The 23,545-nt window shown below is 62.9% G+C and carries 18 protein-coding genes; 7 read left to right on the top strand and 11 right to left on the bottom strand.

Annotated features, from left to right (window positions below; all coding sequences use genetic code 11):
- The first annotated feature begins 131 nt into the window (after positions 1-131).
- Both aroQ and AA098_RS10810 read left to right on the top strand, forming a co-directional pair.
- Positions 132-581: a type II 3-dehydroquinate dehydratase gene (aroQ, locus tag AA098_RS10815; protein ID WP_003250469.1), complete on the top strand. Its 450-nt coding sequence runs from the start codon at positions 132-134 to the stop codon at positions 579-581.
- Positions 578-1,426 carry a shikimate dehydrogenase gene (locus AA098_RS10810; protein WP_003250467.1) on the top strand — a complete coding sequence of 283 codons (849 nt, stop codon included), beginning with the start codon at positions 578-580 and terminating at the stop codon, positions 1,424-1,426. Before aroQ ends, AA098_RS10810 begins: the two co-directional genes overlap by 4 nt.
- Positions 1,427-1,483: 57 nt before the next feature.
- Here AA098_RS10810 and AA098_RS10805 read toward each other — a convergent pair whose 3' ends face one another.
- Positions 1,484-1,999: a thioredoxin family protein gene (locus AA098_RS10805; RefSeq protein ID WP_003250466.1), complete on the bottom strand. Its 516-nt coding sequence runs from the start codon at positions 1,997-1,999 to the stop codon at positions 1,484-1,486.
- A gap of 10 nt (positions 2,000-2,009) precedes the next feature.
- Positions 2,010-2,285: a DUF2790 domain-containing protein gene (locus tag AA098_RS10800; RefSeq protein WP_054888676.1), complete on the bottom strand. Its 276-nt coding sequence runs from the start codon at positions 2,283-2,285 to the stop codon at positions 2,010-2,012.
- A 221-nt stretch (positions 2,286-2,506) separates the two neighbouring features.
- On the opposite strand from AA098_RS10800, the gene AA098_RS10795 reads away from it, so the two are divergent.
- The 4 genes from AA098_RS10795 (at position 2,507) to AA098_RS10780 (ending at position 5,820) form a co-directional block, all read left to right on the top strand.
- Complete coding sequence (locus AA098_RS10795; RefSeq protein ID WP_064614209.1) at positions 2,507-3,247, top strand: response regulator; 741 nt, start codon at positions 2,507-2,509, stop codon at positions 3,245-3,247.
- Positions 3,244-4,530 (top strand): HAMP domain-containing sensor histidine kinase, encoded by a 1,287-nt coding sequence (locus tag AA098_RS10790; RefSeq protein ID WP_004573750.1) that lies wholly within the window; start codon positions 3,244-3,246, stop codon positions 4,528-4,530. The genes AA098_RS10795 and AA098_RS10790 overlap by 4 nt, the downstream gene beginning before the upstream one ends.
- Before the next feature lie 169 nt (positions 4,531-4,699).
- Entirely contained in the window at positions 4,700-5,317 is a 618-nt protein-coding gene (locus AA098_RS10785; RefSeq protein ID WP_014861799.1) for a ferric reductase-like transmembrane domain-containing protein, read from the top strand.
- Positions 5,318-5,331: 14 nt separating this feature from the next.
- A complete protein-coding gene (locus AA098_RS10780) occupies positions 5,332-5,820 on the top strand; it encodes a DoxX family membrane protein (RefSeq protein ID WP_003250457.1) in 489 nt (162 codons plus the stop codon).
- Between the two features lie 33 nt (positions 5,821-5,853).
- Here AA098_RS10780 and AA098_RS10775 read toward each other — a convergent pair whose 3' ends face one another.
- The 8 genes from AA098_RS10775 to AA098_RS10740 all read right to left on the bottom strand — a co-directional run bounded on the left by AA098_RS10775 (position 5,854) and on the right by AA098_RS10740 (position 21,601).
- A complete protein-coding gene (locus AA098_RS10775; protein ID WP_003250455.1) occupies positions 5,854-6,549 on the bottom strand; it encodes a DUF2063 domain-containing protein in 696 nt (231 codons plus the stop codon).
- On the bottom strand, positions 6,542-7,375 hold the full coding sequence (locus tag AA098_RS10770; RefSeq protein WP_047604017.1) for a DUF692 domain-containing protein: 834 nt from the start codon (positions 7,373-7,375) through the stop codon (positions 6,542-6,544). Before AA098_RS10770 ends, AA098_RS10775 begins: the two co-directional genes overlap by 8 nt.
- 74 nt (positions 7,376-7,449) lie before the next feature.
- On the bottom strand, positions 7,450-7,941 hold the full coding sequence (locus AA098_RS10765; RefSeq protein ID WP_003250451.1) for a hypothetical protein: 492 nt from the start codon (positions 7,939-7,941) through the stop codon (positions 7,450-7,452).
- A 174-nt stretch (positions 7,942-8,115) separates the two neighbouring features.
- Complete coding sequence (locus AA098_RS10760; protein ID WP_003250449.1) at positions 8,116-8,667, bottom strand: DUF4174 domain-containing protein; 552 nt, start codon at positions 8,665-8,667, stop codon at positions 8,116-8,118.
- Between the two features lie 228 nt (positions 8,668-8,895).
- The gene (locus tag AA098_RS10755; protein WP_064614208.1) at positions 8,896-13,386 is read right to left on the bottom strand and encodes an NEL-type E3 ubiquitin ligase domain-containing protein; all 4,491 of its coding nucleotides are present in this window, start codon (positions 13,384-13,386) and stop codon (positions 8,896-8,898) included.
- A 97-nt stretch (positions 13,387-13,483) separates the two neighbouring features.
- The gene (locus AA098_RS10750) at positions 13,484-17,905 is read right to left on the bottom strand and encodes an NEL-type E3 ubiquitin ligase domain-containing protein (protein WP_060544834.1); all 4,422 of its coding nucleotides are present in this window, start codon (positions 17,903-17,905) and stop codon (positions 13,484-13,486) included.
- A 78-nt stretch (positions 17,906-17,983) separates the two neighbouring features.
- Positions 17,984-20,344, bottom strand: coding sequence for a DNA polymerase II (locus tag AA098_RS10745; protein ID WP_064614207.1), 2,361 nt, complete (start codon positions 20,342-20,344; stop codon positions 17,984-17,986).
- Between the two features lie 66 nt (positions 20,345-20,410).
- Positions 20,411-21,601, bottom strand: coding sequence for an MFS transporter (locus AA098_RS10740; protein WP_004573758.1), 1,191 nt, complete (start codon positions 21,599-21,601; stop codon positions 20,411-20,413).
- A gap of 117 nt (positions 21,602-21,718) precedes the next feature.
- On the opposite strand from AA098_RS10740, the gene AA098_RS10735 reads away from it, so the two are divergent.
- Entirely contained in the window at positions 21,719-22,615 is an 897-nt protein-coding gene (locus AA098_RS10735; protein ID WP_003250440.1) for a LysR family transcriptional regulator, read from the top strand.
- Here AA098_RS10735 and AA098_RS10730 read toward each other — a convergent pair.
- Positions 22,596-23,516: a LysR substrate-binding domain-containing protein gene (locus tag AA098_RS10730; protein WP_003250438.1), complete on the bottom strand. Its 921-nt coding sequence runs from the start codon at positions 23,514-23,516 to the stop codon at positions 22,596-22,598. The genes AA098_RS10735 and AA098_RS10730 overlap by 20 nt on opposite strands.
- Between the last annotated feature and the right edge of the window lie 29 nt (positions 23,517-23,545).

Genomic DNA, 23,545 nt, shown 5'->3' with positions numbered 1-23,545 from the left:
TACAGGGCATTCAACGCCCAATAAGTTCGATAATCGCCCACTTTCCCGGTGCGACGATCTTGGCCAATTGACGGAACTAACCAGTCAGTACAAAACTACGTGCATTCAACAACAACAAAGCGATGCCCGTCATGAAGCCCCTTATTCTCGTGCTCAACGGCCCCAACCTGAACATGCTGGGCACCCGCGAGCCTGCCCAGTACGGCCACGAAACCCTCGCTGACCTGGCTCAGGGATGTGCCGACACTGCCCACGCCCACGGCCTGGAAATCGAATTCCGCCAGACCAACCACGAAGGTGAACTGATCGACTGGATCCACGCCGCCCGTGGCCGCTGCGCCGGCATCGTGATCAACCCCGGCGCCTGGACGCACACCTCGGTCGCCATCCGCGATGCCCTGGTGGCCAGCGAACTGCCGGTGATCGAGGTGCACCTGTCCAATGTGCACAAACGCGAGCCGTTCCGTCACTTGTCGTTCGTATCGTCCATCGCCGTCGGTGTCATCTGCGGCCTGGGCAGCCACGGCTACCGCATGGCGCTGAGCCACTTCGCCGAGCTGTTGCAGGAGCGTGCGGCATGAGCCAGCAAGCCATCCTCGCCGGCCTGATCGGCCGCGGCATCCAACTGTCACGTACGCCGGCCCTGCACGAACACGAAGGCGACGCCCAGGCCCTGCGCTACTTGTACCGGCTGATCGACGCCGACCAGCTGCAACTGGATGACAGTGCCCTGCCCGGCCTGCTCGAAGCCGCGCAACATACCGGTTTCACCGGGCTGAACATTACGTACCCGTTCAAGCAGGCGATCCTGCCGTTGCTCGACGAACTGTCCGACGAGGCCCGTGGTATCGGCGCGGTAAACACCGTGGTGCTCAAGGACGGCAAGCGCGTCGGCCACAACACCGATTGCCTGGGCTTTGCCGAAGGCTTGCGCCGTGGCCTGCCCGACGTTGCACGGCGCCAGGTGGTGCAGATGGGTGCCGGTGGCGCTGGCTCGGCCGTGGCCCATGCCCTGCTGGGTGAAGGGGTAGAGCGGCTGGTGCTGTTCGAAGTGGATGCGACCCGTGCGCAGGCGCTGGTGGACAACCTGAACGCCCATTTCGGCGCGGAGCGCGCCGTGCTTGGCACCGACCTGGCCACAGCACTGGCCGAAGCGGACGGGCTGGTCAACACCACGCCGGTGGGCATGGCCAAGCTACCGGGCACGCCACTGCCGGTGGCGTTGCTGCATCCCCGCCTGTGGGTGGCAGAGATCATCTACTTCCCGCTGGAGACCGAACTGCTGCGCGCGGCCCGGGCACTGGGCTGCCGCACACTGGATGGCAGCTACATGGCGGTGTTCCAGGCGGTGAAGGCATTCGAGCTGTTCAGCGGGCGGCAGGCGGATGCGGCGCGGATGCAGGCGCACTTTGCCAGTTTTACCTGAGTAGGTCGCCGTTGGCTTCTTCGCGGGTTCACCCGCGAAGCAGCCAACAAAGGCCAATCACCCTTTTTCATCCAGCAACGCCTGTATCACCTGTTCCTGCTCGCCATAATCCCCCTCGCCAACGTGCACATGGCGCACCTGCCCCTTGCGGTCGACAAAGTAATGCGCCGGCCAGAACTGGTTGCCCCAGGCATTCCACACCTTGTAGTCATTATCTACCGCCACCGGATACCCGATACCCAACCGGGCTACCTTGTCCCGCAAAGTCGCCACATCATGCTCGTAGTCGAACTCGGGCGTGTGTACCCCCACCACCACCAGTCCTTGATCGGCATAGCGCCGCGCCCAATCATTCACATGCGGCAGGCTGCGCCGACAGTTGATGCAGTCCCAGGTCCAGAAGTCCACCAGCACCACCTTACCCTTGAGCCCCGGGGCATCCACGGGCGGCGAATTCAACCACTGGCTGGCGCCTGACAGCGACGGCATGGCGCCGTAGCTGTCGCGTGCCTTCAGGTGCCCAGCCAACCCAAGCCCCATCAGCGCCAGCGCAAAACCACCTGCCTTGAGCATCCGGCGCCGATCAATTGTCATGGCAACCGCCCGTGGCGTAGGTGCGGTACTGCACGCTTTGCCGCTGGCCATGGGAGTCAAGGTAGTCCATTCGGGTGTTCACCAGGCCGCAGGCGTTGCTCTGATCGTCCTGCACCGACAGCACTTTCTTCACATCCAGAGGCTCACCGTAGCGGTACTGCATGACCCCGCCATCCTGCATCGGGGCCGTGGCGGCCTGGGCAGCGATGGCGCCGAAGCTGAGCACGGCGAACAGGCTGGCGCTGACGATAGTCTTGACGTTCATGGCATCTCTCCTGGGTAACACGTGGGGGTGGGGAGTGTTGCTCCCCGGTCGAGAGCCATTTCACGTCAGCCAGGTATCCCGCATGTGTCTCCCAGCGTTGTGATATGCGTCCTGCTGTATCCCTACCCGTGCCAGATACACTGCAATACAAACTCCCGCAGGCAAGGGCGAACGCGCTCGGTACACTGCGCCCAACCCCCTTTTGCACAGGAACCCAGCGCATGGAACACGTCGATCACATCCTGATCGTCGACGACGACCGCGAGATCCGCGAACTGGTCGGCAACTACCTGAAGAAGAACGGCCTGCGCACCAGCATCGTTGCCGACGGCCGGCAGATGCGCGCCTTTCTCGAAGCCAACAGCGTCGACCTGATCGTGCTCGACATCATGATGCCTGGCGACGACGGCCTGCTGTTGTGCCGCGAGCTGCGCGCCGGCAAGCACCGCAATACGCCGGTGCTGATGCTGACCGCCCGCAATGACGAAACCGACCGCATCATCGGCCTGGAAATGGGCGCCGACGATTACCTGACCAAACCATTCTCGGCCCGCGAACTGCTCGCCCGCATCAACGCCGTGCTGCGCCGCACACGCATGCTGCCGCCCAACCTGACCATCAGTGAAAGCAGCCGCCTGCTGGGGTTCGGTCAGTGGCGTCTGGACACCACCGCGCGCCACCTGCTCGACAGCGAAGGCACCCTGGTGGCCCTGAGTGGCGCCGAGTACCGCCTGCTGCGGGTGTTCCTCGACCACCCGCAGCGGGTGCTCAGCCGCGAACAGCTGCTTAACCTGACCCAGGGCCGCGAAGCCGACATCTTCGACCGCTCCATCGACTTGCTGGTCAGCCGCCTGCGCCAGCGCCTGGGTGACGATGCCCGCGAGCCCAGCTGCGTCAAGACCGTGCGCAGCGAGGGCTACGTGTTTTCGCTGCCGGTGCAATTGCTCGAGTCCCCCTCATGAAATGGCCGCGCACCCTGGCCTCGCGCCTGGCGATGATCTTCTTCACCGGCCTGGTGTTGGCTTATGGTCTGTCGTTCGGCCTGCAGGCCTACGAGCGCTACATCAGCAGCCGTTCGATGATGCTCAGCAACCTCGAACAGGACGTGGCGACTTCGGTTGCCATCCTCGATCGCCTGCCTGCAGCCGAGCGTGCCGCCTGGCTGCCGCGCCTGGAACGGCGCACCTACCGCTATCGCCTCGACCAGGGCCTGGCAGGCGAAGCGATGGCCAGCAGTGACCCACCGATGGCCGCCGCGTCGATCGTCAAGGCCATTGGCAGCGACTACCGCCTGACCTTCCTGGAAATCCCGGGGCCCAATGCGCACTTCCAGGCGCACCTGAACCTGGCCGACGGCGCGCCACTGACCATCGACGTGACGCCAGCAACAGTCCCGGTAGCCCGTTGGTTGCCCGTGGTGCTGCTGATTCAGCTGGCTGTGCTGTTGCTGTGTACCTGGCTGGCGGTACGCCTGGCCATCGGCCCGCTAACCCGTCTGGCCCAGGCAGTGGACAACCTCGACCCGGACCAGCCCGGCGTGCAACTGGATGAAAGCGGCCCACGCGAGGTGCGTTACGCTGCCGTGGCCTTCAACGCCCTGCAGGCGCGCATTGCTGCCCACCTCAAGGAACGCATGCAGTTGCTGGCAGCCATTTCCCACGACCTGCAAACACCGATCACTCGCATGAAGTTGCGGGTCGAAGTGATGGATGAGGGGGTCGAAAAGGACAAGTTCGGGAGCGACCTGGATGAAATGGAACACCTGGTGCGCGAAGGCGTGGCTTACGCCCGCAGCATGGACAGCAGCACCGAAGCGACCTGCCGGGTCAACCTTGATGCCTTTCTCGACAGCCTGGTATTCGACTACCAGGACAGCGGCGCCCAGGTTGAACGCCACGGCAGCAGCGGGACTCTGCTGGAAACCCGCCCGCATGCGCTGCGCCGGGTACTGGTGAACCTGGTCGACAACGCCCTGAAGTTTGCAGGTGCTGCCGAGCTGCAAGTGTCACGCGAGGGCAGTACCACCATCATCCGCGTGCTCGACAACGGGCCAGGGATACCCGGTGACGAGCTGGATGAAGTGCTCAAGCCGTTCTACCGGGTGGAAGGTTCACGCAATCGCAGCACGGGTGGCACCGGCTTGGGATTGGCCATTGCCCACCAGCTGATCCAGGCCATGGGGGGCCGGCTGACCCTGAGCAACCGCGAACAGGGCGGATTGTGCGCGCAGATCGAACTCTCCTGAAGTGCATCTGCGATCGTTGGCAGGAACGGCCTTGGATCTCGATCGGGCCGTTCCTGTAAACCGCGAGGTCGCCTCTACATACAGATACACAACTGCATCCCCCTGACACACTGCAGATACCCCGCCTCGAGACACTCCCGGTCACACAACCACACCCCGGGAGTCCCTGATGAAAGCCCTCACCTTGCCCTCCGGCTGGAAGCTGTTCGCCGCCCTCGCCGGCCTGACCTTGGCGATGACCGCCATAGTCCTGGCCAGCCAACCTGACCCGGACGGCTTGCGCAGTGCCATTCGTGCCACCGCACGCAGCTCGTTCGCACTGTTCCTGCTGGCGTTCCTGGCCTCGTCGCTGGTGACCTTGCTGCCTGGCACATCAAGCCGCCGCATCCTTCAGGAGCGACGCTACCTGGGGTTGGCATTCGCGTTCTCCCACACCGTGCACGGCGTGCTGATTTATCGCTACGCCCAGCAATTTCCCGAGCTGTTCTGGGCCGGCCGCACACTGACTTCCAGCCTGCCCGGCACAGTCGGCTACCTGTTCGTGCTGCTGCTCACCGCCACCTCGTTCAAGCCCCCCATGCGGCTGTTGGGCGGCCGTGCCTGGCAAGCGCTGCACAGCAGCGGCATGTGGGTACTGGCTGCCGTGTTCTGCCTGTCGTTCTACAAACGCATCCCCATGGGCGGGTGGTACCCGCTGGCGTTCGCCCTGATGTTCAGCGCCATCGCCGTCAAGCTCACCGCCAAAGTGGCCCGTAAACAACGCCGCAGCACCCGCGCCCTTGCCTGAAGAGAGCACCGCAAATGACGACCTTGACCCGTACCCTGACCACCGTTGATCGCCTCGGCAGCTGGAGTGCCGACGTGCCATTACGGGTATTTTTGGCCTGGGAGTTTTTCGAATCCGGCCTGGAGAAATTCAACGGCAGCAACTGGTTCGCCGACCTGCAGTCCAACTTCCCGTTCCCCTTCAACCTGCTGCCCGCGGAGCTGAACTGGCAGCTGTCGATGTGGGCCGAGTTGGTGCTGCCGTTGCTGCTGCTGTTGGGCCTGGGTACCCGGCTGGCATCGTTGGGTTTGATGGTGGTCACCGTTGTAGCGATAGCGGCAGTGCACTGGCCGGCGCACTGGTCGGGCCTGGCGGAGCTGGCCCAAGGCTATACCATTACCGACCAGGGCTTCGGCAATTACAAATTGCCATTGATCTACCTGGTGGCGTTGCTACCCCTGCTGCTCAAGGGCGCCGGGCGCCTTAGCCTCGATCATTGGCTTGGCATGCGGTTCGGCAGATGAGGGTTGGGGGCTGCTGCGCAGCCCCCAATGCCTTCAAACGGTTCCGACAATGACGCCCTGCTCGCGCAATGCCTCCAACAATGCCAACCCTTGCTGCACATCCCCGCCCAATGCCTGCAGCCGCTCTCTTCCAGTTCCCTGCTCCACCAGCAACCGATACGCCATAGGTGCCAACCGGGCAAAACGCACCTGCAACCGGGCATCGCGATAAACCAGCAGCAAGCTCGGCGATGCTGGGGCAGCCGTTGGCTGGTAGTCCACGCCAATGCTTTCTACCGGCCAACGATAGGCCAGCACCCGCGCCACACAAGACAACAACGGCGCTCCAGCCAGCAGGTCACCACCCGGGTCATGCGCCGGGTCCTCGGCATCGCTCAGGTACAGTTGCGCCTCGACCCACTCATAGTGCGCCAGCTCCAGCTGCCAAGGGGTGTCCAGCGCCACACGTTGCAAGTAGTCGACGAACGTCTCGGCAATTTCGGTAAACAACGGCGTCTGGCAACGGTAACTGGCGTAGAAATCACGTACTCGGGCATGCCAGCGCTGCTCGCCCAACGCCTGGCGCATGACCGGGAAGCTGCCAGCCAGCAACCCTTCGATGGCGCCATAGAACAACTCACGGTAAACCTTCAGGCGGCGGGCCTCGACGCCGGGCGGCGGGGCATGGCGCTGTGGGTCGCGCAGGTGACGGGCCAAGGCATACTGCTGCGCACGCAGGGTCTCATTCATCTGCTTGCCCTCCGGCAGCGCATTGCACAGCACGCATACGCGCCGTCTCGGCCAACAGTTCGGCCAAGGGCGGGTAGTTGAAATCACGTTCAAGCACCGTCGGCTTTACGCCAAAGCGCACGCAAGCGCTGGCGTACAGCGTCCAGACATCCTCCTTCACGGCCGCCCCGTGGGTATCCACTTTGAGGTCAGGCGCTTCATCGTAATGCCCGGCAACGTGCATCCCGGTCACGCGCGCCGGGGGCAAGCCTGCAAGGAATTGCTGGGCGTCGTAGCCATGGTTGCAGGCGTTGACATAGACATTGTTGACGTCCAGCAGCAGGTCACAATCCGCTTCTTCGAGCACCGCCTGGATGAAGTCGAGTTCGCTCATCGCCTGATACGGCGCGGCGTAGTAGCTGATGTTCTCCACGGCAATGCGCCGCTCCAGCTGCTCCTGAGCCTGGCGTATGCGCGCGGCCACATGGCGTACGGCTTCATCGGTGAACGGGATGGGCATCAGGTCGTACAGGTGCCCGTCATCACTGCAGTAGCTCAGGTGCTCGCTGTACAGTCGCACCTGGTATCGCTCGAGAAACTGCCGGGTCTGCTCAAGGAAATGGCGGTCCAGCGGGGCACTGCCACCCAGCGATAAAGACAACCCATGACAGGTGACAGCAAAGCGCTCCGCCAACTGGGCCAAGCCCTTGCCATAGGCGCCGCCCACGGCAATCCAGTTTTCCGGCGCACACTCGAGAAAGTCCACTGCACCCGCCTCCATGGCCAGCAGTTCCGGCAACAGGCCGCGACGCAAGCCTAGCCCGATGTTCAACATCGCAGGAAACATAAAAGTTCTCCAACAAGCACAACGCCCCACCTGGCCAGCAGGAGGAGCGTTGTGGCGTTTCATGGGGTAGAACGTCAGGGCTTGCCGGTCAGGTGGCTGAACAAGCCATCAGGCATGGCTTTGCCATTGGCCTGGTAAATCGCCTTGAGGTGATCGGCCGCTTCCTGCTCGGAGATGAAACCGTCATGGTTGCGGTCGATCGTGTCGAAATCACGGGCACGGTCCTTGGCCACCGCCAGAAACTCATCGCGCGAGACCTTGCCATCGTGATTGCTGTCGGTTTTGGCGAACGAGGCGTCACCGCACTTGCCTTCACCACACTTGCCCTCAGCCCCAGCCTTGGCGCCGGCGCCGCACTTACCCTCACCGCACTTGCCTTCGCTCTGGGAAGCCTTGCCGCTCCCCCCGCACTTGCCCTCACCACACTTGCCCTCGCCGGCCACTTTGGCCGAGGCCAGTTGGTAACCTTGAGCCAGCGGCTCGACGGCGAACGCACTGTTGCTCAATGCCATGCTGCCGATCAGGGCGGCGCCGAGCAGGCCGAGGGTGTTTTTTGCTTGAGTCATGATGCAGCTCCACTGGGGTTGGAAAGTGGAGCCATTAGGCCGTTGCGGTTTGTCGTGGATGTATCGTGCCAGGCGCACTTTTGTATGGCAGTAGGTCTGCAGCACAGGCAGATACAGTGCGATACACACCACCCGGCAACGGGCCCCAAGTTGCCTTGGGGCCATGAGGCGTGATCAGTCTTCCAGCGGTTTGGGCGGGGCCGCTGGCTTGGCGGGCTTGGCCGGCTTGCTGTCCTTGTCCTTGGCTTGCGGGGCCGCCGCTACGGGCTCGGGCGCCGCCACCGCCTTTTCGCTGGCAGGCAGTTCATCGACCGCTTTGAGGATCACCTGTGGGTCGATGGCCTCGCCGGTGTCGTCGTCCTTGAGCATGTGCCGCTCACCATCCTTGCCCACCAGGATCACCTTGGTACCCTTGCTCGCACCCAGCTTCAGTTCCCGAATCAGGGCCATTGTGGTCTGCTGCTCGAGGTTCTTGTCCTCTCGCTTGCCCATCATGTTGGCGACGCTGTACAGGACAAGGTTGCGCTCCTTGAACGCTGCCTGGGTGGCCGGGTCCTCGAGCGCTTTGTTCAGCCCTCGCAACGTTGGGTCGGCACTGCTGGGAGCGATAACCACCAATGGTCTGGCCTTGCCCAGTTCCTTGGCTAGAGGCGCATCACTGTCTGCGGCAAACAGGGGGCCGGCAACAGCAAGCAAGGTTGCGAGGGTCAGTGACCGGACAAGCATGCGTATCTCCTTATTGTCTCGATAAACCAATGACTACAGATCACGGAGAAAAATCCGACAGGGAGCCTAAACCACTTCATTCCAGAACGGGGTGTGTAAAAGTAACTGTCGATTTCCGAGCCACCTGAAGCCAAGACTACGGCGCTGGTACAAACCACATTCAGCTTGACTGAGCATAGCCCAAAGCCGCTTTGGCAGGGCCGGGCAAGCCCTTACCCTGAGCGCATGTCAACGTACATCGATCGAGGGCCCCTTGGGTCCCATTTCCATCGCTTGAATCGTCATATCCAGCATCAGTCCTCTGCGTGCAGCGCGCTGAGCATCACGAATGGCATCCGCCTGGTCGATCCTGGCCCCTTCGCTCAGCGCTTCGTCGTCAAGCACGGTTTCAAGCTGCCTTCTGAACGGCAGGTCGACCGCAGCGAATCGCTCAGGATGGGAACGCTCCAGGTGCGCCTGCCAAAATTCACGGTCAACCATGGAGCGGGCAATCTCTTCCGGTGTCTCTGCATCCCGCACCGCAGCCTCTGCGTCTGCAAGGTCCGCCTCCAGGACGCCAGAGATCGCAAGAAAGCTCATTTCTCCCACCTGCAATGGCAGGTCGAGACGCTCCCTCAGCCCGATCCTGAAAGCCAACCCCACCTCGCTTCCTTCCAGCGTCCTGCCATGCTGTAGCGCCCATCGGGTAGCGAACATGTCGACTGCATCCTGGCGCCATAAACGTCTGCCCAGGTCTAGCAAAGCGCGTTCGCTTTCTCCCTGAGCCGCGTGCTCAACCTGCCAAACCAGCAAATTCAGTTCAAGGTTGCTCAAGCACCAGGTTGCACCGTCCTGGCACCCCCACTCATCATTGGCCACTGACAGCAAGTTCTGCCGCAGCTCTGGCGTAATGGCCATCGCTTGCAATACCGCCATTACCCGATTGCCCAGTGCACGCGCATTGACACGAAAGTCTTCGGACAGCAACAACTGGCGAAGCACACGGAAAAAACGCTCGGCGTCCTGCCCTGCATCCAGCGAGTCCCAGGCAGCAAGCATCAAGCCGCGATGCTCCGGGGCCACGGCATCCCCCCAGACTTCACGCGCGTGCTGCAGGCGCAGAAGCACTTGCTCCTCGTCGAGGGCCGGATCGACGCTGCTCAACGAAGCCTGCAAGCGTAACGTCTGGGCCTCGCCCAAGGGGTTCGCATTCAAGCGAAACCGCCGCCGATGCCACACGGGCAACTGGTAGAAACCCTCTGGAATGTGCCTGATCCGGTTATCCCGCAAGTCAACGGATACCAACTGAGCGTTGTCGAACACGCCCAGTGGAAACTGCGAGATCTGTGTGTCGCGCAAGTTCAGCCAACGCAACTCAGCCAAACCCGCCAACGTGAACCGGCTCCCCAGGGGGTTGTGGGACAGGTCGAGAGACTGCAGGCTCGTGCAACTGGCCAATGTGGCGGTTTGTGCAGTGTTCAGGACGATCCGGTTGTTGGTCAGGCTCAGATGCCGCAACTGCGGTATCTGCAGCAACGGCTGCGGAAGGCGCGTCAACAGGTTCCCTCCCAGATCGAGGGTTTGCAGGTTAGGGAAAGCCAGCAATAGGCTGCTGGGCACCTCCAGAAGGTCAAGGTGCAGCAGCGACAGGCTGGTCACACCTCTGAAGCTGACCTGTGGGGGTATGTTGGGCAAGCCGCTCGATCTGAAATTGCAGAACATGACGTGGAGGTTTTCCTGTGCATTGATCTGCAGTTCCCCCACGCCCACCGACCGCCGCCAACAATTGAACAACGTCTGGCGTAAAGCCTCTCGATCTTCCCTGACATCGCCCTGCCCTCGTGCCACCCAGGTATTCAGTGTGATGCGCAGGATGGCGAACTCATTGCGAAGGTCAGTCAGTACGTGTTCAATCTGCTGCCCTGAACGCCTGGCGTCATCGGCGAAGGTCTCGACCTGCTCATCACTCAACCACGGAAAGAGATCGCGCAGCGTTGCCCTCAGGGCACTCCCCCTTGATGCGAACCCACCTACTCCGCCACCACCCAGTGGGTAGCCAATACGTCCATCGGCCAAGCGCATGGGCCCTCGGACAGCACCTGGGCGTACCGCGCCAAGCAAACGACTGATCTCATCACGATGGCGTGCCGCTTCGCGCGCCAGTATCACCCTGAGGTTGTGCGTAAATGGATCGCCGATCCCCATCGCCGCCCTCTGCGCTTCGGTATAGGCTGGCGCCATGACGTCGAACAACTCACCTGCCTCACCCAGCGCCGTGCCCTGGCTGCCATGCAGTTGAAACGTACCGTTCACGTGCACCAGATCGAACGCCCGCTGCCCTTGCTCGGTCTTCGCCAGCATCGGCCCGCCCAGGCAACCTTCGTACAGGCGCCAGCACACACCTTCACCTCCGGGTAGATACCGCAACAAGCCCAAGGCCACCCGTGCCAGGTCTGCATGCTGCGGGGTATCAAGGTACAACGCTTCAAATACCCGAGCCTGGCGGGTAGCCAGCACACTGCCCCTTGCCGCTTCGGCGAGCCCCAGTGCAACCCTGCCGCTGGACAGCAGCCGCGTGCGATCAATGCTGCTGGCGGCCTGTACCAGTGCTTGCGCAGTGCGCGCGCTCAGTCTCGGGAACACCCGGCGCAACGCCGCGCTGCCAGCGGTGTCGCTGGGCTGCAAGGCTTCGAAAAGGTGCTGCAGCAGTGTTCGGCGCTGCGTCCATGCCAACGCGGCCAGTGCCTGATCTGTCAGGCCACTCGCGCCTGGCAGGTGCCGAGCGTGATCGAGCACTGTTGTATCTGCTACCGGCTCGCCGCTGCGCAGACGGCCAATCATGCTGCGGATGCGTTGATCAAGCCTGACCCGCTCCACACTGTCGATCATCCCGGGGCTCGGTGCCTGGGCGTGTACATGCAGGCCACGCAGGTCGTCGCCATCAAGGCCATGGAACAGCAGAACCTCATCGATCTGTTCGTCATTCAGCCTATTGAAGGGTTCGCCCAAACGCCGGAACATGCGGTATTTGTCGGTCCACCGAGCCGGTTGCTCGCTCCACAAACGCCAGGCACCTGCGCCATTGTGGCGCAGCAACGGCCCGTGGCCGTCGACCGGATACAACTGCCATTGATCATCACCCGCCTCTGCCACGCGATAGTGATGCCCGTCCATTTCGATCCAGGCCCGCCCGTCCTGACGCCGAATACCCAAGGCATCCCGGCTCGAGGCCGCAACGGGGGCCTGGCTTTGAAACAGGGTCAAGTCGTGTTGCCAAAGTTTCTCAGTGCCGTCCTCCAGCCGGGCCGGCACCATGGCATCGACCTTCGCAGAGCGTGCCCAAACCCGTCGAGCGACACCCACCCCGGCTACCGTGGTCGCCAGCACGGCAAGGTCTGTCGCCACGTGGGTCAAATGGTCGAGCGCCTCCTGACGATCGCCTTGCTGCCAGGCCTCGGCGCCATGGTAGACCTCACCCAGTAGTTCGTAGGCCGTCACGGCCAGCAGCGCCAGGCCAAGCCCAGGCAGAAAGAAACTGGCCAGGTTGAGCAGCGCCCATCCTTCGGCTGCAAGGCGCAGGTCATGCTGGCGCTGAACCTCACGATCCAGCCTGGCCACAGGCACTGCGATCATCGCCGCATCGTCCTTGATCTGGTGGATACGTGCCTGTGCCAGGCTGATGAACAACGGCTGCGGGTAAGCCTGCAAGCGCGGTTCGAGATCGCGAAAAGCCCAGCCCGGCAGGCCATCGAAGCGCTCCGCGACCTGGGCGAAAAAAGCCTGGCTGTCGCGCCGCAGCACGAAGCGGCTGAAAAAACGCTGGTAAGCCTTGTCTCGCAAGCGACGGCCCAGTTCGCGGTTCAGTTTGTCGAGGCTCTCGAACGCGCGCCAGGGCGAAAAAGGGTCTCCAGGCACGTAAAGCAACACCCGACGCGTCGTGTTGAACAAAACGCCCTGCTCAACCACTACGAACACGGTCACCTGCTCAATCTGGCAACCCAGCAATTTCAGTTGCCTGGCCTGCACAAGGTCGCCCGCCAAGCGCGGCAGCTCACCCTTCTCGCACACAGCCACCATCACATTGAGTTCGCTGGCATCCAGCGTTCCCTCTTGCCTGGCTTTGTAGGCGTCCACAAGCATGGTGTAGCGCGTGGCATCTACAAGCTGCGATACCAGGCGCTCGGCACTGCCAGTGGGCGTGAGGATGGCATCCAGATGACGTTGATAGCGCTCACCCAGGTCCAGCTCACGACACAGTCCGGCAAACTCGATGCTCGTAGGGGGTTTGGCCGTGCCGTGGCGTGGAAGCAGCAGGCGGTTACCGCGCGGCTGGCCACCTTCCTGCGCCTGCGCGTCCGTGAAGTTGCGCAATGCCACTTCGAGCAGTGGCTTTTCTTCATAGACCACGGTAGTCAGGTGCGCGCCCACCGGCTGACTGTTGATCACAGGTTCCCGGCGGCCCTCCAGGAACCTGAGCAAGTGCGGGTTACGGCCAAGCCCGTAACGGTCGTCGAGGGCCTTTCCCAGGGCTGATGCGACGAAACTGTCGAGGCCTTCGATGCCTCGCAGCACCGTGTTCACTTGCTCACAGCAGCGAAGGCTGTTTGACAATGCCCTGCCGATCTCAGGCAGTTGCTCAGCGGGTGCATGACGCAACCAGGGTGGCAGGCGCCTGCCGATGATGCCGTCCTGGAACGCGTCGATGGCGGCCTGCGCATCTGACGGCAAAGTGGTGTCCATAGCGGGGGCCTCTTCATGAAAAGAGGCCAGACTAAGTTGCCTGCTCCCCGCCAGGCGCTATATAGCTAATGCCTGCGTTCAGACAACCGCCAACCCGCTAGCTGAGCGGACGCTGCACCGTGTTCCGGTCCAGCGCCTCCAGCGTCAACTGCAGCAACACCGCATGCTCGCGTTGCTGATTGCGGATCTGCAGCCGCGCGATTTCCTCGTCCCGATTCCCCAGCGCCATCAGCCGTTCCAGCTCAGCGTGCATGGATTGGGGCACTTGCAAGCGAACCGCGCAGGCCTTGCGCAAGTAATCCTGCCAGAACCAATGGCGTGACAGGTAATCAGCAATGCCCTCCCGGGTCTGTCGCGCCAGAACCCTTTCACGGGCCAGGAGAAGGTCCTGGCTACTCAAGGCAGGGATGCCTGCATAGAGCATTTCATCGGGTTGGCCAGGCAAGTCCAGAGACTTGCGCAAGCCGATTCGATAGGCCAAGGCGAATTCGATCGATTCAGCGCTCGCCCCCACCCGATGAGCATGTTCAGCGGCAATTTGCTCAAGCACCGCCAACCGCCACATCCGGGCACCGAGCTTCAGCAAGGCCCGTTCAGGCCGGGCAGATCCGCTGTGCCTCGTGCGCCATATCATCACTCGCAGTTCCAGGTTGGCGAAACGCGCGGTGGCGTTATCCTGGCAACCGGTCGCCGCAGCGTGCTCGAACAGCTCCTGCCTGAGGGCATCATGCTCAGACATCGCCTGGAACATGTCGAACATGCGGGCCGCGAGCGCGGATGCAGTCGATGAGAAACTGAAGGCGCCCGATTCTGTCAGCATCGACAGGGTATTGAAGAACGCTTCCGATTGCTCCTCGGCCTCCAGATAGGCCCACAGTGCAGCCATTTCATCTCGACGTTCGACAGGCAGCGCATCCAGAATGCGCAACCGGTAAGGCACGCGACTGGCCTCAAGCAAATGCCAGTTTGATAACCCATCCTGCGCGCCCCCCAGCCGATTGCCGGAAAGCTCGACCCTGCCCAAGCGCCACAGCTGCGACTGATGAAAACCCTCGGGCAGTTCGGAAATACGGTTGTCGCTGAGGTTCAGGGTGTGCAGTTCTGGCGCGTCCATCAGCCCGTAGGGGCACTCGGGCAACTGGGTGTTCGACAGGTAGAGGGCATTCAGCTCGGTCATTGCCTGGACGGAAAATGCCCTGCGCAACGGGTTGTCCGAAAGGTTCAGGTACACCAGGGATCGGCAATCTGCCAGGACCAACGCCTGGCCTTGGTCGAGGGCGATCTGGTTACCAGACAAGTCGAGCACCTCCAGCTTCTGGACAAGCATCAGAGGCAATGGCAAACGCCGGAGTCGGCAATGGGTGATTTCCAGGTTGCGCAAGTTGGGAAACGCCCGCAGAAACTCATCCGGAACGTGCTCCACGCGCATGGCGCGCAAGGCCAGGATCGAAACGTGGGGAAAGCCCACTTGCGCGGGCAGGGCCGGCAGGTGGCCCAAGCGGCTGATGGTCTGGGTCAGCATGAAGCGCCCATCGTCCAGTGCCGCTTGCCCTTGCAGTTCCGGCACAAGACAGCGCCAGCAGTTGATCAACCCCTTTCTGAATTCACGCCGGGCGGCCAGTTCTGGTGACAGCAAGGCACTGCGTGCCCACTGGGTCAAGTGCCTCTTGAGCACCCCGTATTGCTGTTCCAGCCTATGTAACCTGGCCTGCGCGTCGCCTGATGCGAGCCAGTGCCCGATCTGCTCGTCACTGAAAGCTGGGTACAGATCACGCAGCCGAGCCTGAAGCGCCCTGGGCCTGTTCCGCCCCAGCGCCCCCCAGAACCTGCCGCCCGCCAAAGGGTAGCCAACCCTGCCATCCGCCAGACGTTGCGGCGGGAGAAACGAGCCGGTCGGCTGTTCCAACCTGAGCAGACTCACCACGGTCTGGCGTTGCTCGATAGCAACGTCGGTCAGCGCCTGGCGCAGCGCAGGCACAAACGACCGGCCTTGGCCGATGGCCACTTGCGATGCGTCGTCATAGGCTGCGGCCAAGGTCTCGAACAACTCCCCCCTCTCACCGGCAACCGTGTGCGTTCGGGTACGCAGGCGGAACAGCCCATGATGATGAAGCAAGTCAAACGTCTGCCCCGATCCCTCGACCGTCAATAACGGCTCGCTGGCATCACCGTCGTACAATCGCCACCCGGGCCCGCCAGCCCCCGGCACATGCACCAGCAGATTAAGTACCACACGCGCCAGGTCGAGGTTTTGCGGCGTATCGATGCTCAGCGCCTCATACACCCGCGCCATTCGAATTCGCGCAACCTGCAACCTTGCTGCCTCGGCCATCGGCAACGGCACGCGCCCCGTCTCACGCAAAAGCTGCAGGTCATCCTCGCTGGCATCGCGTAGCACCTCATCCGCAGCCAGGCGGTGCAGGCTGGCAAAATTCTGCCGTAAGAGACGGCCCGTTTCCGTGTCGGGATTCTGCTCTTCGTACACCGCCTGCAGCAGTGCTCGTCGCCCGGCCCAAGCCACATCGGCCAACGCTGCTCCGTCCTTGCCGGCGGCCTGTGGAAGGCGCATGACCTGCTCCAGCAGTAGCGGGTCTGCCGTTACCCCTCCCTCGCGCAAGTGGTTGATCAACGTCCCAATCCTGCCGGCGAGCCGCACGCGTGCGACGGTGTCGACCAGCGCTGCTTCCGGCGCAAGGCCATACACATGCCATGCCCGAAGGTGCTGATCATCGAGGCCATGGATCGCCAGCGACTGGTCGATCTGCGCATCGTCAAGGTCGCTGAATGGCCCGCCCAGGCGGCGGAACAACTGGCGTGTGTCGCCCCACTCGGCGGGCTGTTCACACCACAGCCGCCACGCGCCGGCCCCATTGTGACGGAGCGGCGGCGCATAGCCCTGGTAAGGGAGCAATTGCCACTGTTCATCATCATTGTGCCAGGTCACCTCATACCAGTGGCCGTCCATGCTGATCCAGCGGCGCTCGCCAACACGGTGCACACCCTCCATGTCCAGCACCGCCGTGTCTGACGGGCTTTCGCAGCGATAGGGGCCGAGGTCTGCGTTCCACAGCTTTTCCTCACCGTTTTCCAGCTGCGCCGGTACCAGGTTGTCCACCACACTCCAGGCGCGTCGGGCCGTGGTGACGACGGCAACGGTTGCCCCCACCGCCAGCAGCCCTTTGCCAACCTTCAGCAGGTGCGCCAGTGCCGCATTGCGCTCGTTTTCCTGCCAGTCCCCTACAGCCTGGAACGTCTGCTCAAGCAGTTCCCAGGCCATCACCCCCAACAACACCGCGCCGATGCCCGGAACGAAAAACCCTGCAACACCCAACAGAGTCCAGCCTTCAGTACGCAAACGGCGGGCGTGTTCGGCCTGGACCTCGCGATCAAGCAAGGCCACGGGCGGGGCGATGACCGCAGCATCGTCCTTGATCTGCGCAATCCAGTCGTCAGCAAGGTGTTCGAACAATGGCAGGCGATAGGCAAAGGTCTGCTCATCGAGGTCGCGAGTTGCCCAGCCGGGCACGTCATCGAGCCGCTCACTGACGGCCGAGAAGAATCGCTGGCTATCGCGTCGGCGCACGAAGCGGTTGAAGAAGCGCCGGTAGTCATCTTCGCGCAGGCGTTTGCCAAGCACCCGGCGGGCATAATCTTCCAGGTCGCTGCGCACGCTCCAGGGGCCGTGCGGGTCACCCGGTACATAGACCAACACGCGCTTGCTGGTGTTGAACAACAGGCCCGCGTCGATCACGTCCAGCACGACGATCTGCTGCAAGCGGCAACCGAACACCGCCAACTGGCGCACGCGAACCGAGGCGCCTTCGAGCTTGCCGAGCGTGTCCTTGGTGCAGAGCGCCACCACCCACTGCAGTTCGTCTGCGCTCAATACGCCCTGCGCCCTGGCCTGCAGGGCATCCACCAGCATGCTGTAGCGTTGCCGTCGCGTCAGCAACCCCCTGACTTCGGGCTGAAGTACCGAATCCAGATGCGCCTGGTATTTCTGCCCAAGATCCAGCGCTCGACACAGCCTGGCGAAGCTCGGTGCAGACAGCTCACTACGCCTTGCGCCGCGCACATCGACCAGGCAATTGCCCTGTGGCTGGTCGCGCTGCTGTTCTGCGGTGAAATTGCTCAAAGCGGCCTCGAGCAGAGGGATGTCGTAGTAATCGCTGCCGACGACCGGAAGCCGACTGGTTACATAATGGATCGTGGGCGAGGTAAAGGTGTACCACTGGCGAAAGGACAGGCGATCGACGTCAAGGTCGCCGTGGGCACCGAGCGCTTGCTGCAGCAAGGGCTGGGTAAATGCATTCAGGTTGCGTAGCCGCGCCAGCGCTGACACCAAGCCTGCGCGGCAGGCCAGCAGTTCAGGCAGCGCCTCGCTCAGCAAGGTGAATTCGGCCATGCTCAGCCGCTTCATCCAGGCCGGCAGCCGCTGTGCAATGTAGTGATCCTGGCATGCTTGGGCCATGGCAAGGGTATCGACCGCAGCCGATGGTTGACGGCTATTGTTCTGCATCTCTGCCTCCGCGACGACATGGAGGACCGAGTCTGAAGACTGTAGCGTCAGGCTGACGCCTAGCTATCTACCACCCGCTCAGAACAGCAGTAACTGATGGTCGGTAAGGCGCGCGAAATCATCGCCGACAAAGGGCAGGATGGCGTCGGCCACCGGCAGTAGCTGACGGCTGATGTAGTGATCGTAATCGATCGGTGCCTGCAGGTTTTCCAGCGGCTCAGGGCCGGCGGTGGTGATCACGTAGCTGATCCAGCCCCCACGCTGGTACTGCAGAGGGCGCTGCAGACGCTTGTTGTAGTCGTCGGCAAGGCGTGCGGCACGCACATGCGGCGGCACGTTGCGCTGGTAATCGGCCAGCGGGCGACGCAGGCGCTTGCGATAAACCAGCAGTTCGTCCTGCTCGCCCGCCAACGTTCGCCGCACGTACTCGCGGACATAATCACGGTAGGGCTCGCTGCGGAACACTCGGCCGTAGAGTTCCTGCTGGAACTGCCGGGCCAGCGGTGACCAGTCGGTGCGCACCGATTCCAGGCCCTTGTAAACCATTTCTTCAGCACCGTCGGCCCGCTGCACCAGGCCGGCATAGCGCTTTTTGCTGCCTTCATCGGTACCGCGGATGGTGGGCATCAGGAAGCGTCGGTAATGCACCTCGAACTGCAGTTCGAGGGCGCTCTGCAGGTTCATGGTCTCGTGCAGATGGGCTTGCCACCATTGGTTGACCTTTGCCACCAGCTCGCGGCCGATGCGCGCCGCGTCTGCCTCGGCGTGGGCACCCTTGAGCCAGACAAAGGTGGAGTCGGTGTCACCGTAGATTACATCGTAGCCACACGCCTCGATCAGGGACCTGGTCTGGCGCATGATCTGGTGGCCGCGCATGGTGATCGACGACGCCAGGCGCGGGTCGAAGAAACGGCAACCGCTGGAGCCAAGCACGCCATAAAAGGCATTCATGATGATTTTCAAGGCCTGCGACAGCGGCGCATTGCCCTCGCGCTTGGCCGCTTCCCTGCCCTGCCACACCCGTTCGACGATGGCTGGCAGGCAGTGCTGTGTGCGTGAAAAACGCCCACCGCGAAAACCCTCGACCGAATGTGCGTCGTCAGGCAGACGCAGGCCTTCGATCAGCCCGACCGGGTCGATGAGAAAGGTACGGATGATCGATGGGTACAGGCTCTTGTAGTCCAGCACCAGCACCGAGTCGTAAAGCCCTGGCCGCGAATCCATGACAAACCCGCCGGGGCTGGCTTCGTCAGGGCGGCTGCCAAGGCTGGGCGCGACAAAGCCAAGGCGGTGCATCTGTGGAATGTACAAGTGACAGAACGCAGCTACCGACCCACCGCTGCGGTCCACGGCCAATCCCGTCACCGAGGCACGTTCGAGCAGGAAGTCGAGCAGCCGGGTATGGGCGAAAATGCGCGTGACCAGTTCACAGTCCTTCAGGTTGTAGCGCGCCAGGGCCGGTTTGTCTTCGGCGAAGCGGCGATTGATTTCGTCCATGCGTTGGCACGGTGTGTCGATGGCCTTGCCTTCACCCAGCAGGGTCTGGGCAACGTTCTCCAGGCTGAACGAGGCAAAGCTCCAGGTGGCCGAACGCAACGCCTCGATGCCATCGATCAGCAGCCGCCCCGGCGCATCGGCGAAAACATGGCCGCCACCGGCATGGCTGCGCAGGGTCATGACCGCACCGTTGCGCCCCAGGGCCAGTGGCACCTGCAACGACTTGGCGTGCTCATGCAGCAGGCGCAGGTCGAACTGCACCAGGTTCCAGCCAATGATCGCGTCCGGGTCATGCCTGGCCATCCACTGGTTGAGCCGGGTGATCAAGGCGGCGCGATCGGCGCAATACTCCAGATCGAAGTCAAGCCCGCTGGCATCGCCGTTGGCCGGGCCGAGCATGTACACCTGGCGCTGGCCACAGCCCTCCAGCGCGATGCTGTACAGCTCGCCACGCTCGCTGGTCTCGATATCCAGCGACACCAGGCGCAGCGCCGGGCGATAGCCTGGCAGCGGCTTGAGCTGGGCGTCCCGGTAAACGCCCTGCGTATCCGGCTGACCAGTGAACTGCACCGGCGCCGTGATGAAGCGCTCCATGAGGTAACGCTCCGGCGGGCGGATATCGGCCTCGAACACGTCGATACCGGCCGTGCGCAGACGCTGCTCCAGTTGCATCAATTGGCGATGCTGGCGGGTATAGAGGCCGAGCATCGGGCGATGCTCGAAGTCCTTCAGGCGCAGTGGCTTGAGCTTCGTCCCGGTTTCGTTGGCCAGCAGCACACGGGCGTGCTCGGCCTGCGCCTGAGGAATGAAAGCCACCGACTCCTGCGCCGCCAGCCGCAACAGCCGCGGCCCGGCATCGGTGGCCAGCCAGAACTCCACGCAGGTGCCTTCCGGCGTATCGTGCCAGTGCCGGGTCAGGACAAAACCCTGCTGCAACTCCACTGCGTCGACCTCTGGATTGTCTGTAGATGGCGCTATTCTACCTGTGTCGTGCCTGGCATGAGTGTTTTAGCGCCTACCCGCCACAAAACCGCTCCCCCGCCCGGCCACGGCCAGCAGCCAGGCCAAGGCGATCAACACCAGCACCACCCCGCCAAACCACGCCACGCCGGCCCCAGCCAGCAGCAATCCGCCAATGATCCCGCCCAGGGCAATGGCGCAGTTCCACACCGTCACCAGCATCGACTGCGCCACATCACCACCCGGGCCTGCGGCGTCGGCGCACGCTGTCTGCAGCAGGGTCGGGGCGCCGCCATAGGTCATTCCCCACAAGGCGATGCTCAGGTACACAAGCCACGACGATGCCTGCCCCAATGCCAGCGTGGCCAAGGCAAAACCGGCCAGGCTCAGCAATACCAGCTTGCGCAGGTGCCGGTCGACCAGCAGCCCTACCAGGCCGATCCCGGCCAGCGCCGACAGACCAAACACCATCAGCACCGGGCCAATGTCCGCAGCCATGCCAGCCGCCGCCAGCAACGGCACGATATAGGTGTAGAGAATGTTATGGCCAAGGATCCAGGTGAGGATCACCAGCAGTACGATCAACACCCCTGGCGTGCGCAATACCTGCATGGCCGCCGGGCGCTTGTCGGCAGCCTGCCCCGGGTAGTCCGGCACGGATCGCAACACCCACACCACCAGCAGCGACGCCACCAGCGTGACGACCACGAACGTCGCGCGCCAGCCCAGCCCCGCTCCCAGCCAGGTCGCAATCGGCAAGCCGAGCGACAAGGCAATCGGCTGCCCGAGCATGGCCAGCGCCATGGCCCGGCCCTGCAACGGTACCGGCACCATGCGCCGGGCATGGCCAGCGATCAGGCCCCATGCCAGGCCGGCCGCAGCCCCCGTGAAAAAGCGCAGCACCAGGGTCAGGCTGTTGGAGTCCGATAGGGCCGTCAGCCCGTTGAACAGCACGAAGCCGATGATCGCCAGCAACAGCGCCCGGCGCCGATACCAGCCTTGGGTCAATGTCACCAACGGGATGGCGGTCAGTAACGAGCCCAAGGCATACGCCGTGACCCATTGCCCAGCCATGGCCTGGCTGATGTGCATGCCATCAGCGATCTGGTCGAGCAGACCCGCCGGCAGGGTTTCGCTGAGGATGGCGATGAAACCGGTCATGGCCAGCGCCAGCAGCCCGCCAACGGGCAGACGTTCGTTGCTGGCGGCCAGCACCGGTGCGGAAGATGTCTGGGACATTGCAAATGCCTTGAGTGAGAGACGAGGCGAACAGTCTGCAAGACCAGGCCATTGCGGAAAAAGACGGTTACAATGCCGCTCACCCAGGACATCAGCGTCCGTAATCAGGAGTGCGACATGGACAGCCTCAGCGGCTTCGTGGTCTTCAATCGGGTGGCCGAAACCCGCAGCTTCGTGGCCGCCAGCCAGTCACTGGGGATCAGTGCCTCGGCAGTGGGCAAGCGCGTGGCGCGCCTGGAAAGCCGCCTGGGCGTGCGCCTGTTCCACCGCAGCACACGCAGCATCACCCTCACCGCCGAGGGCACGATGTTCCTCGAACGCAGCCGGCGCATCCTTGCCGAAATCGAAGCCACCGAGCAGGAGCTGTCGCAGGCCAGCGAAACGCCGCGCGGGCGCCTGCGGGTGAGCATGCCGCAGGTGACCAGGCTGGTAATGCCGGCCCTGGCCGAGTTCATGGCACTGTACCCACAGGTTGAACTGGACCTGGACTTCTCCGACCGCATGGTGGATATCGTTGGTGAAGGCTTCGATGTGGTGATGCGCGGCGGGCAGCCGGTGGATTCCCGGCTCAGCGCCAAATTCCTCGGGCACTTTCAGCACCGCCTGGTAGCCTCGCCCGAGTACCTGCGCGAACGCGGCACACCCTTGCACCCACGCGACCTGGCAGCGCATACCTGCCTGCATTATCGTTTCCCCAGCAACGGCAAGCTGGAAACCTGGCCGCTGCGCCAGGAGCATCCCGAGCACGCCTATGACATCCCCATCTCGATGGTCTGCAACCACGTCGAAACACGCGTCTGCTTTGCCTTGAACCACCGCGGCATTACCTGTCTGCCGGACTTCAACGTGGGTCGTGAATTGGGCAATGGCTCACTGGTCAGTGTCCTCGACGACTTCATGGAACGGCGCGGCAGCTTCTATCTGCTGTGGCCGTCCGGGCGGCAGATGCCGCCAAAGTTACGGGTATTCATCGACTTCATGCTCGATCGGGTATTCAACCGTACAGGTAGTTGATGTCCTTGTAGGCCAGCGGCGGTACCTGGCCGAGCAGGAAGTCACGCAGCTTGTGCATTTGCCGCGCTTTTGGGCTGGCCTTGAGCCAGGTCATGTAGTAACCGTCGCCGGTGGCCACGGCATGCTTGAAAGGCGTGACCAGGCGCCCGGCGGCCAGGTCGGTGCTGGCCAGTACCAGATCGACCACTGAAATGCCCAAGCCTTGCTGGGCGGCCGATATGCCCTGGTCGAGGGTATCGAACACCTGCCCCTGGTCGATGCTGATGTCCAGCGCGTCCATTCGCGCCAGCCAACGCCGCCAGTCACGCCGGTCGGGTGACGGGTGCAGGAACTCGCATCGGGGCAGGTCGGACAGTTGCGGTTGTGCCTGCGTCATGTAATCCGGATGACATACCGGGATCAGCCATTCATCGAACAGCTTGAAACTCTCGATATCGGCAGGAAAACGCCCGCTGGCCAGGAGAATGGCGCAGTCGTAGGGCTCGGAATAGAAGTCCACGCTGTCGATATCCATCCACACACTGGACAGTTGCACGCTGCAGTTGTCCTCGACCTTCTTGAACGCATCCAGCGCCCGCAGCAGCCAGCGCACCGTGAGCGTGGACGGCGCCTTCAGGCGCAGGCCGTAGCGATCCTGACGCAGCAGTGCGCAGGCATTCTCGATGATCTTGAAGCCTACCTTCAGCTCTTGCGCAAGCAGGCGGCCGTGCTCGGTCAGGCTCAGCTTCGGGCCCCGACGTTCGAACAGGTCGCAGCCAAACAGGGCTTCGAGGGTCTTGATGTGGTGGCTGACGGCGCCCTGGGTCAGGGCCAGCTCCTCAGCAGCGCGGGTGAAAGAGCCATAGCGAGAGGCCACCTCGAAGGCACGCAGCGCGTGCAAGGCCTGAATCCGTTCCGACATGGCGGCGTCCCGAGCATGAGTAAGACTAA

The organism is Pseudomonas sp. JY-Q (assembly GCF_001655295.1).
GTDB classification, from domain to species: domain Bacteria; phylum Pseudomonadota; class Gammaproteobacteria; order Pseudomonadales; family Pseudomonadaceae; genus Aquipseudomonas; species Aquipseudomonas alloputida.
The sequence above is the reverse complement of the archived record's forward strand: the minus strand, read 5'-3'. Positions and strand labels throughout refer to the sequence as shown.

What these genes read in the sequence shown, in the direction of transcription:
- AA098_RS10730 (WP_003250438.1), bottom strand. Translation starts at nt 23,516, where the DNA reads ATGTCGGAACGGATTCAGGCCTTGCACGCGCTGCGTGCCTTCGAGGTG.
- AA098_RS10810 (WP_003250467.1), top strand. Translation starts at nt 578, where the DNA reads ATGAGCCAGCAAGCCATCCTCGCCGGCCTGATCGGCCGCGGCATCCAA.
- aroQ (WP_003250469.1), top strand. Translation starts at nt 132, where the DNA reads ATGAAGCCCCTTATTCTCGTGCTCAACGGCCCCAACCTGAACATGCTG.
- AA098_RS10755 (WP_064614208.1), bottom strand. Translation starts at nt 13,386, where the DNA reads ATGGACACCACTTTGCCGTCAGATGCGCAGGCCGCCATCGACGCGTTC.
- AA098_RS10785 (WP_014861799.1), top strand. Translation starts at nt 4,700, where the DNA reads ATGAAAGCCCTCACCTTGCCCTCCGGCTGGAAGCTGTTCGCCGCCCTC.
- AA098_RS10790 (WP_004573750.1), top strand. Translation starts at nt 3,244, where the DNA reads ATGAAATGGCCGCGCACCCTGGCCTCGCGCCTGGCGATGATCTTCTTC.
- AA098_RS10765 (WP_003250451.1), bottom strand. Translation starts at nt 7,941, where the DNA reads ATGACTCAAGCAAAAAACACCCTCGGCCTGCTCGGCGCCGCCCTGATC.
- AA098_RS10780 (WP_003250457.1), top strand. Translation starts at nt 5,332, where the DNA reads ATGACGACCTTGACCCGTACCCTGACCACCGTTGATCGCCTCGGCAGC.
- AA098_RS10735 (WP_003250440.1), top strand. Translation starts at nt 21,719, where the DNA reads ATGGACAGCCTCAGCGGCTTCGTGGTCTTCAATCGGGTGGCCGAAACC.
- AA098_RS10740 (WP_004573758.1), bottom strand. Translation starts at nt 21,601, where the DNA reads ATGTCCCAGACATCTTCCGCACCGGTGCTGGCCGCCAGCAACGAACGT.
- AA098_RS10770 (WP_047604017.1), bottom strand. Translation starts at nt 7,375, where the DNA reads ATGTTTCCTGCGATGTTGAACATCGGGCTAGGCTTGCGTCGCGGCCTG.
- AA098_RS10760 (WP_003250449.1), bottom strand. Translation starts at nt 8,667, where the DNA reads ATGCTTGTCCGGTCACTGACCCTCGCAACCTTGCTTGCTGTTGCCGGC.
- AA098_RS10750 (WP_060544834.1), bottom strand. Translation starts at nt 17,905, where the DNA reads ATGCAGAACAATAGCCGTCAACCATCGGCTGCGGTCGATACCCTTGCC.
- AA098_RS10795 (WP_064614209.1), top strand. Translation starts at nt 2,507, where the DNA reads ATGGAACACGTCGATCACATCCTGATCGTCGACGACGACCGCGAGATC.
- AA098_RS10805 (WP_003250466.1), bottom strand. Translation starts at nt 1,999, where the DNA reads ATGCTCAAGGCAGGTGGTTTTGCGCTGGCGCTGATGGGGCTTGGGTTG.
- AA098_RS10775 (WP_003250455.1), bottom strand. Translation starts at nt 6,549, where the DNA reads ATGAATGAGACCCTGCGTGCGCAGCAGTATGCCTTGGCCCGTCACCTG.
- AA098_RS10800 (WP_054888676.1), bottom strand. Translation starts at nt 2,285, where the DNA reads ATGAACGTCAAGACTATCGTCAGCGCCAGCCTGTTCGCCGTGCTCAGC.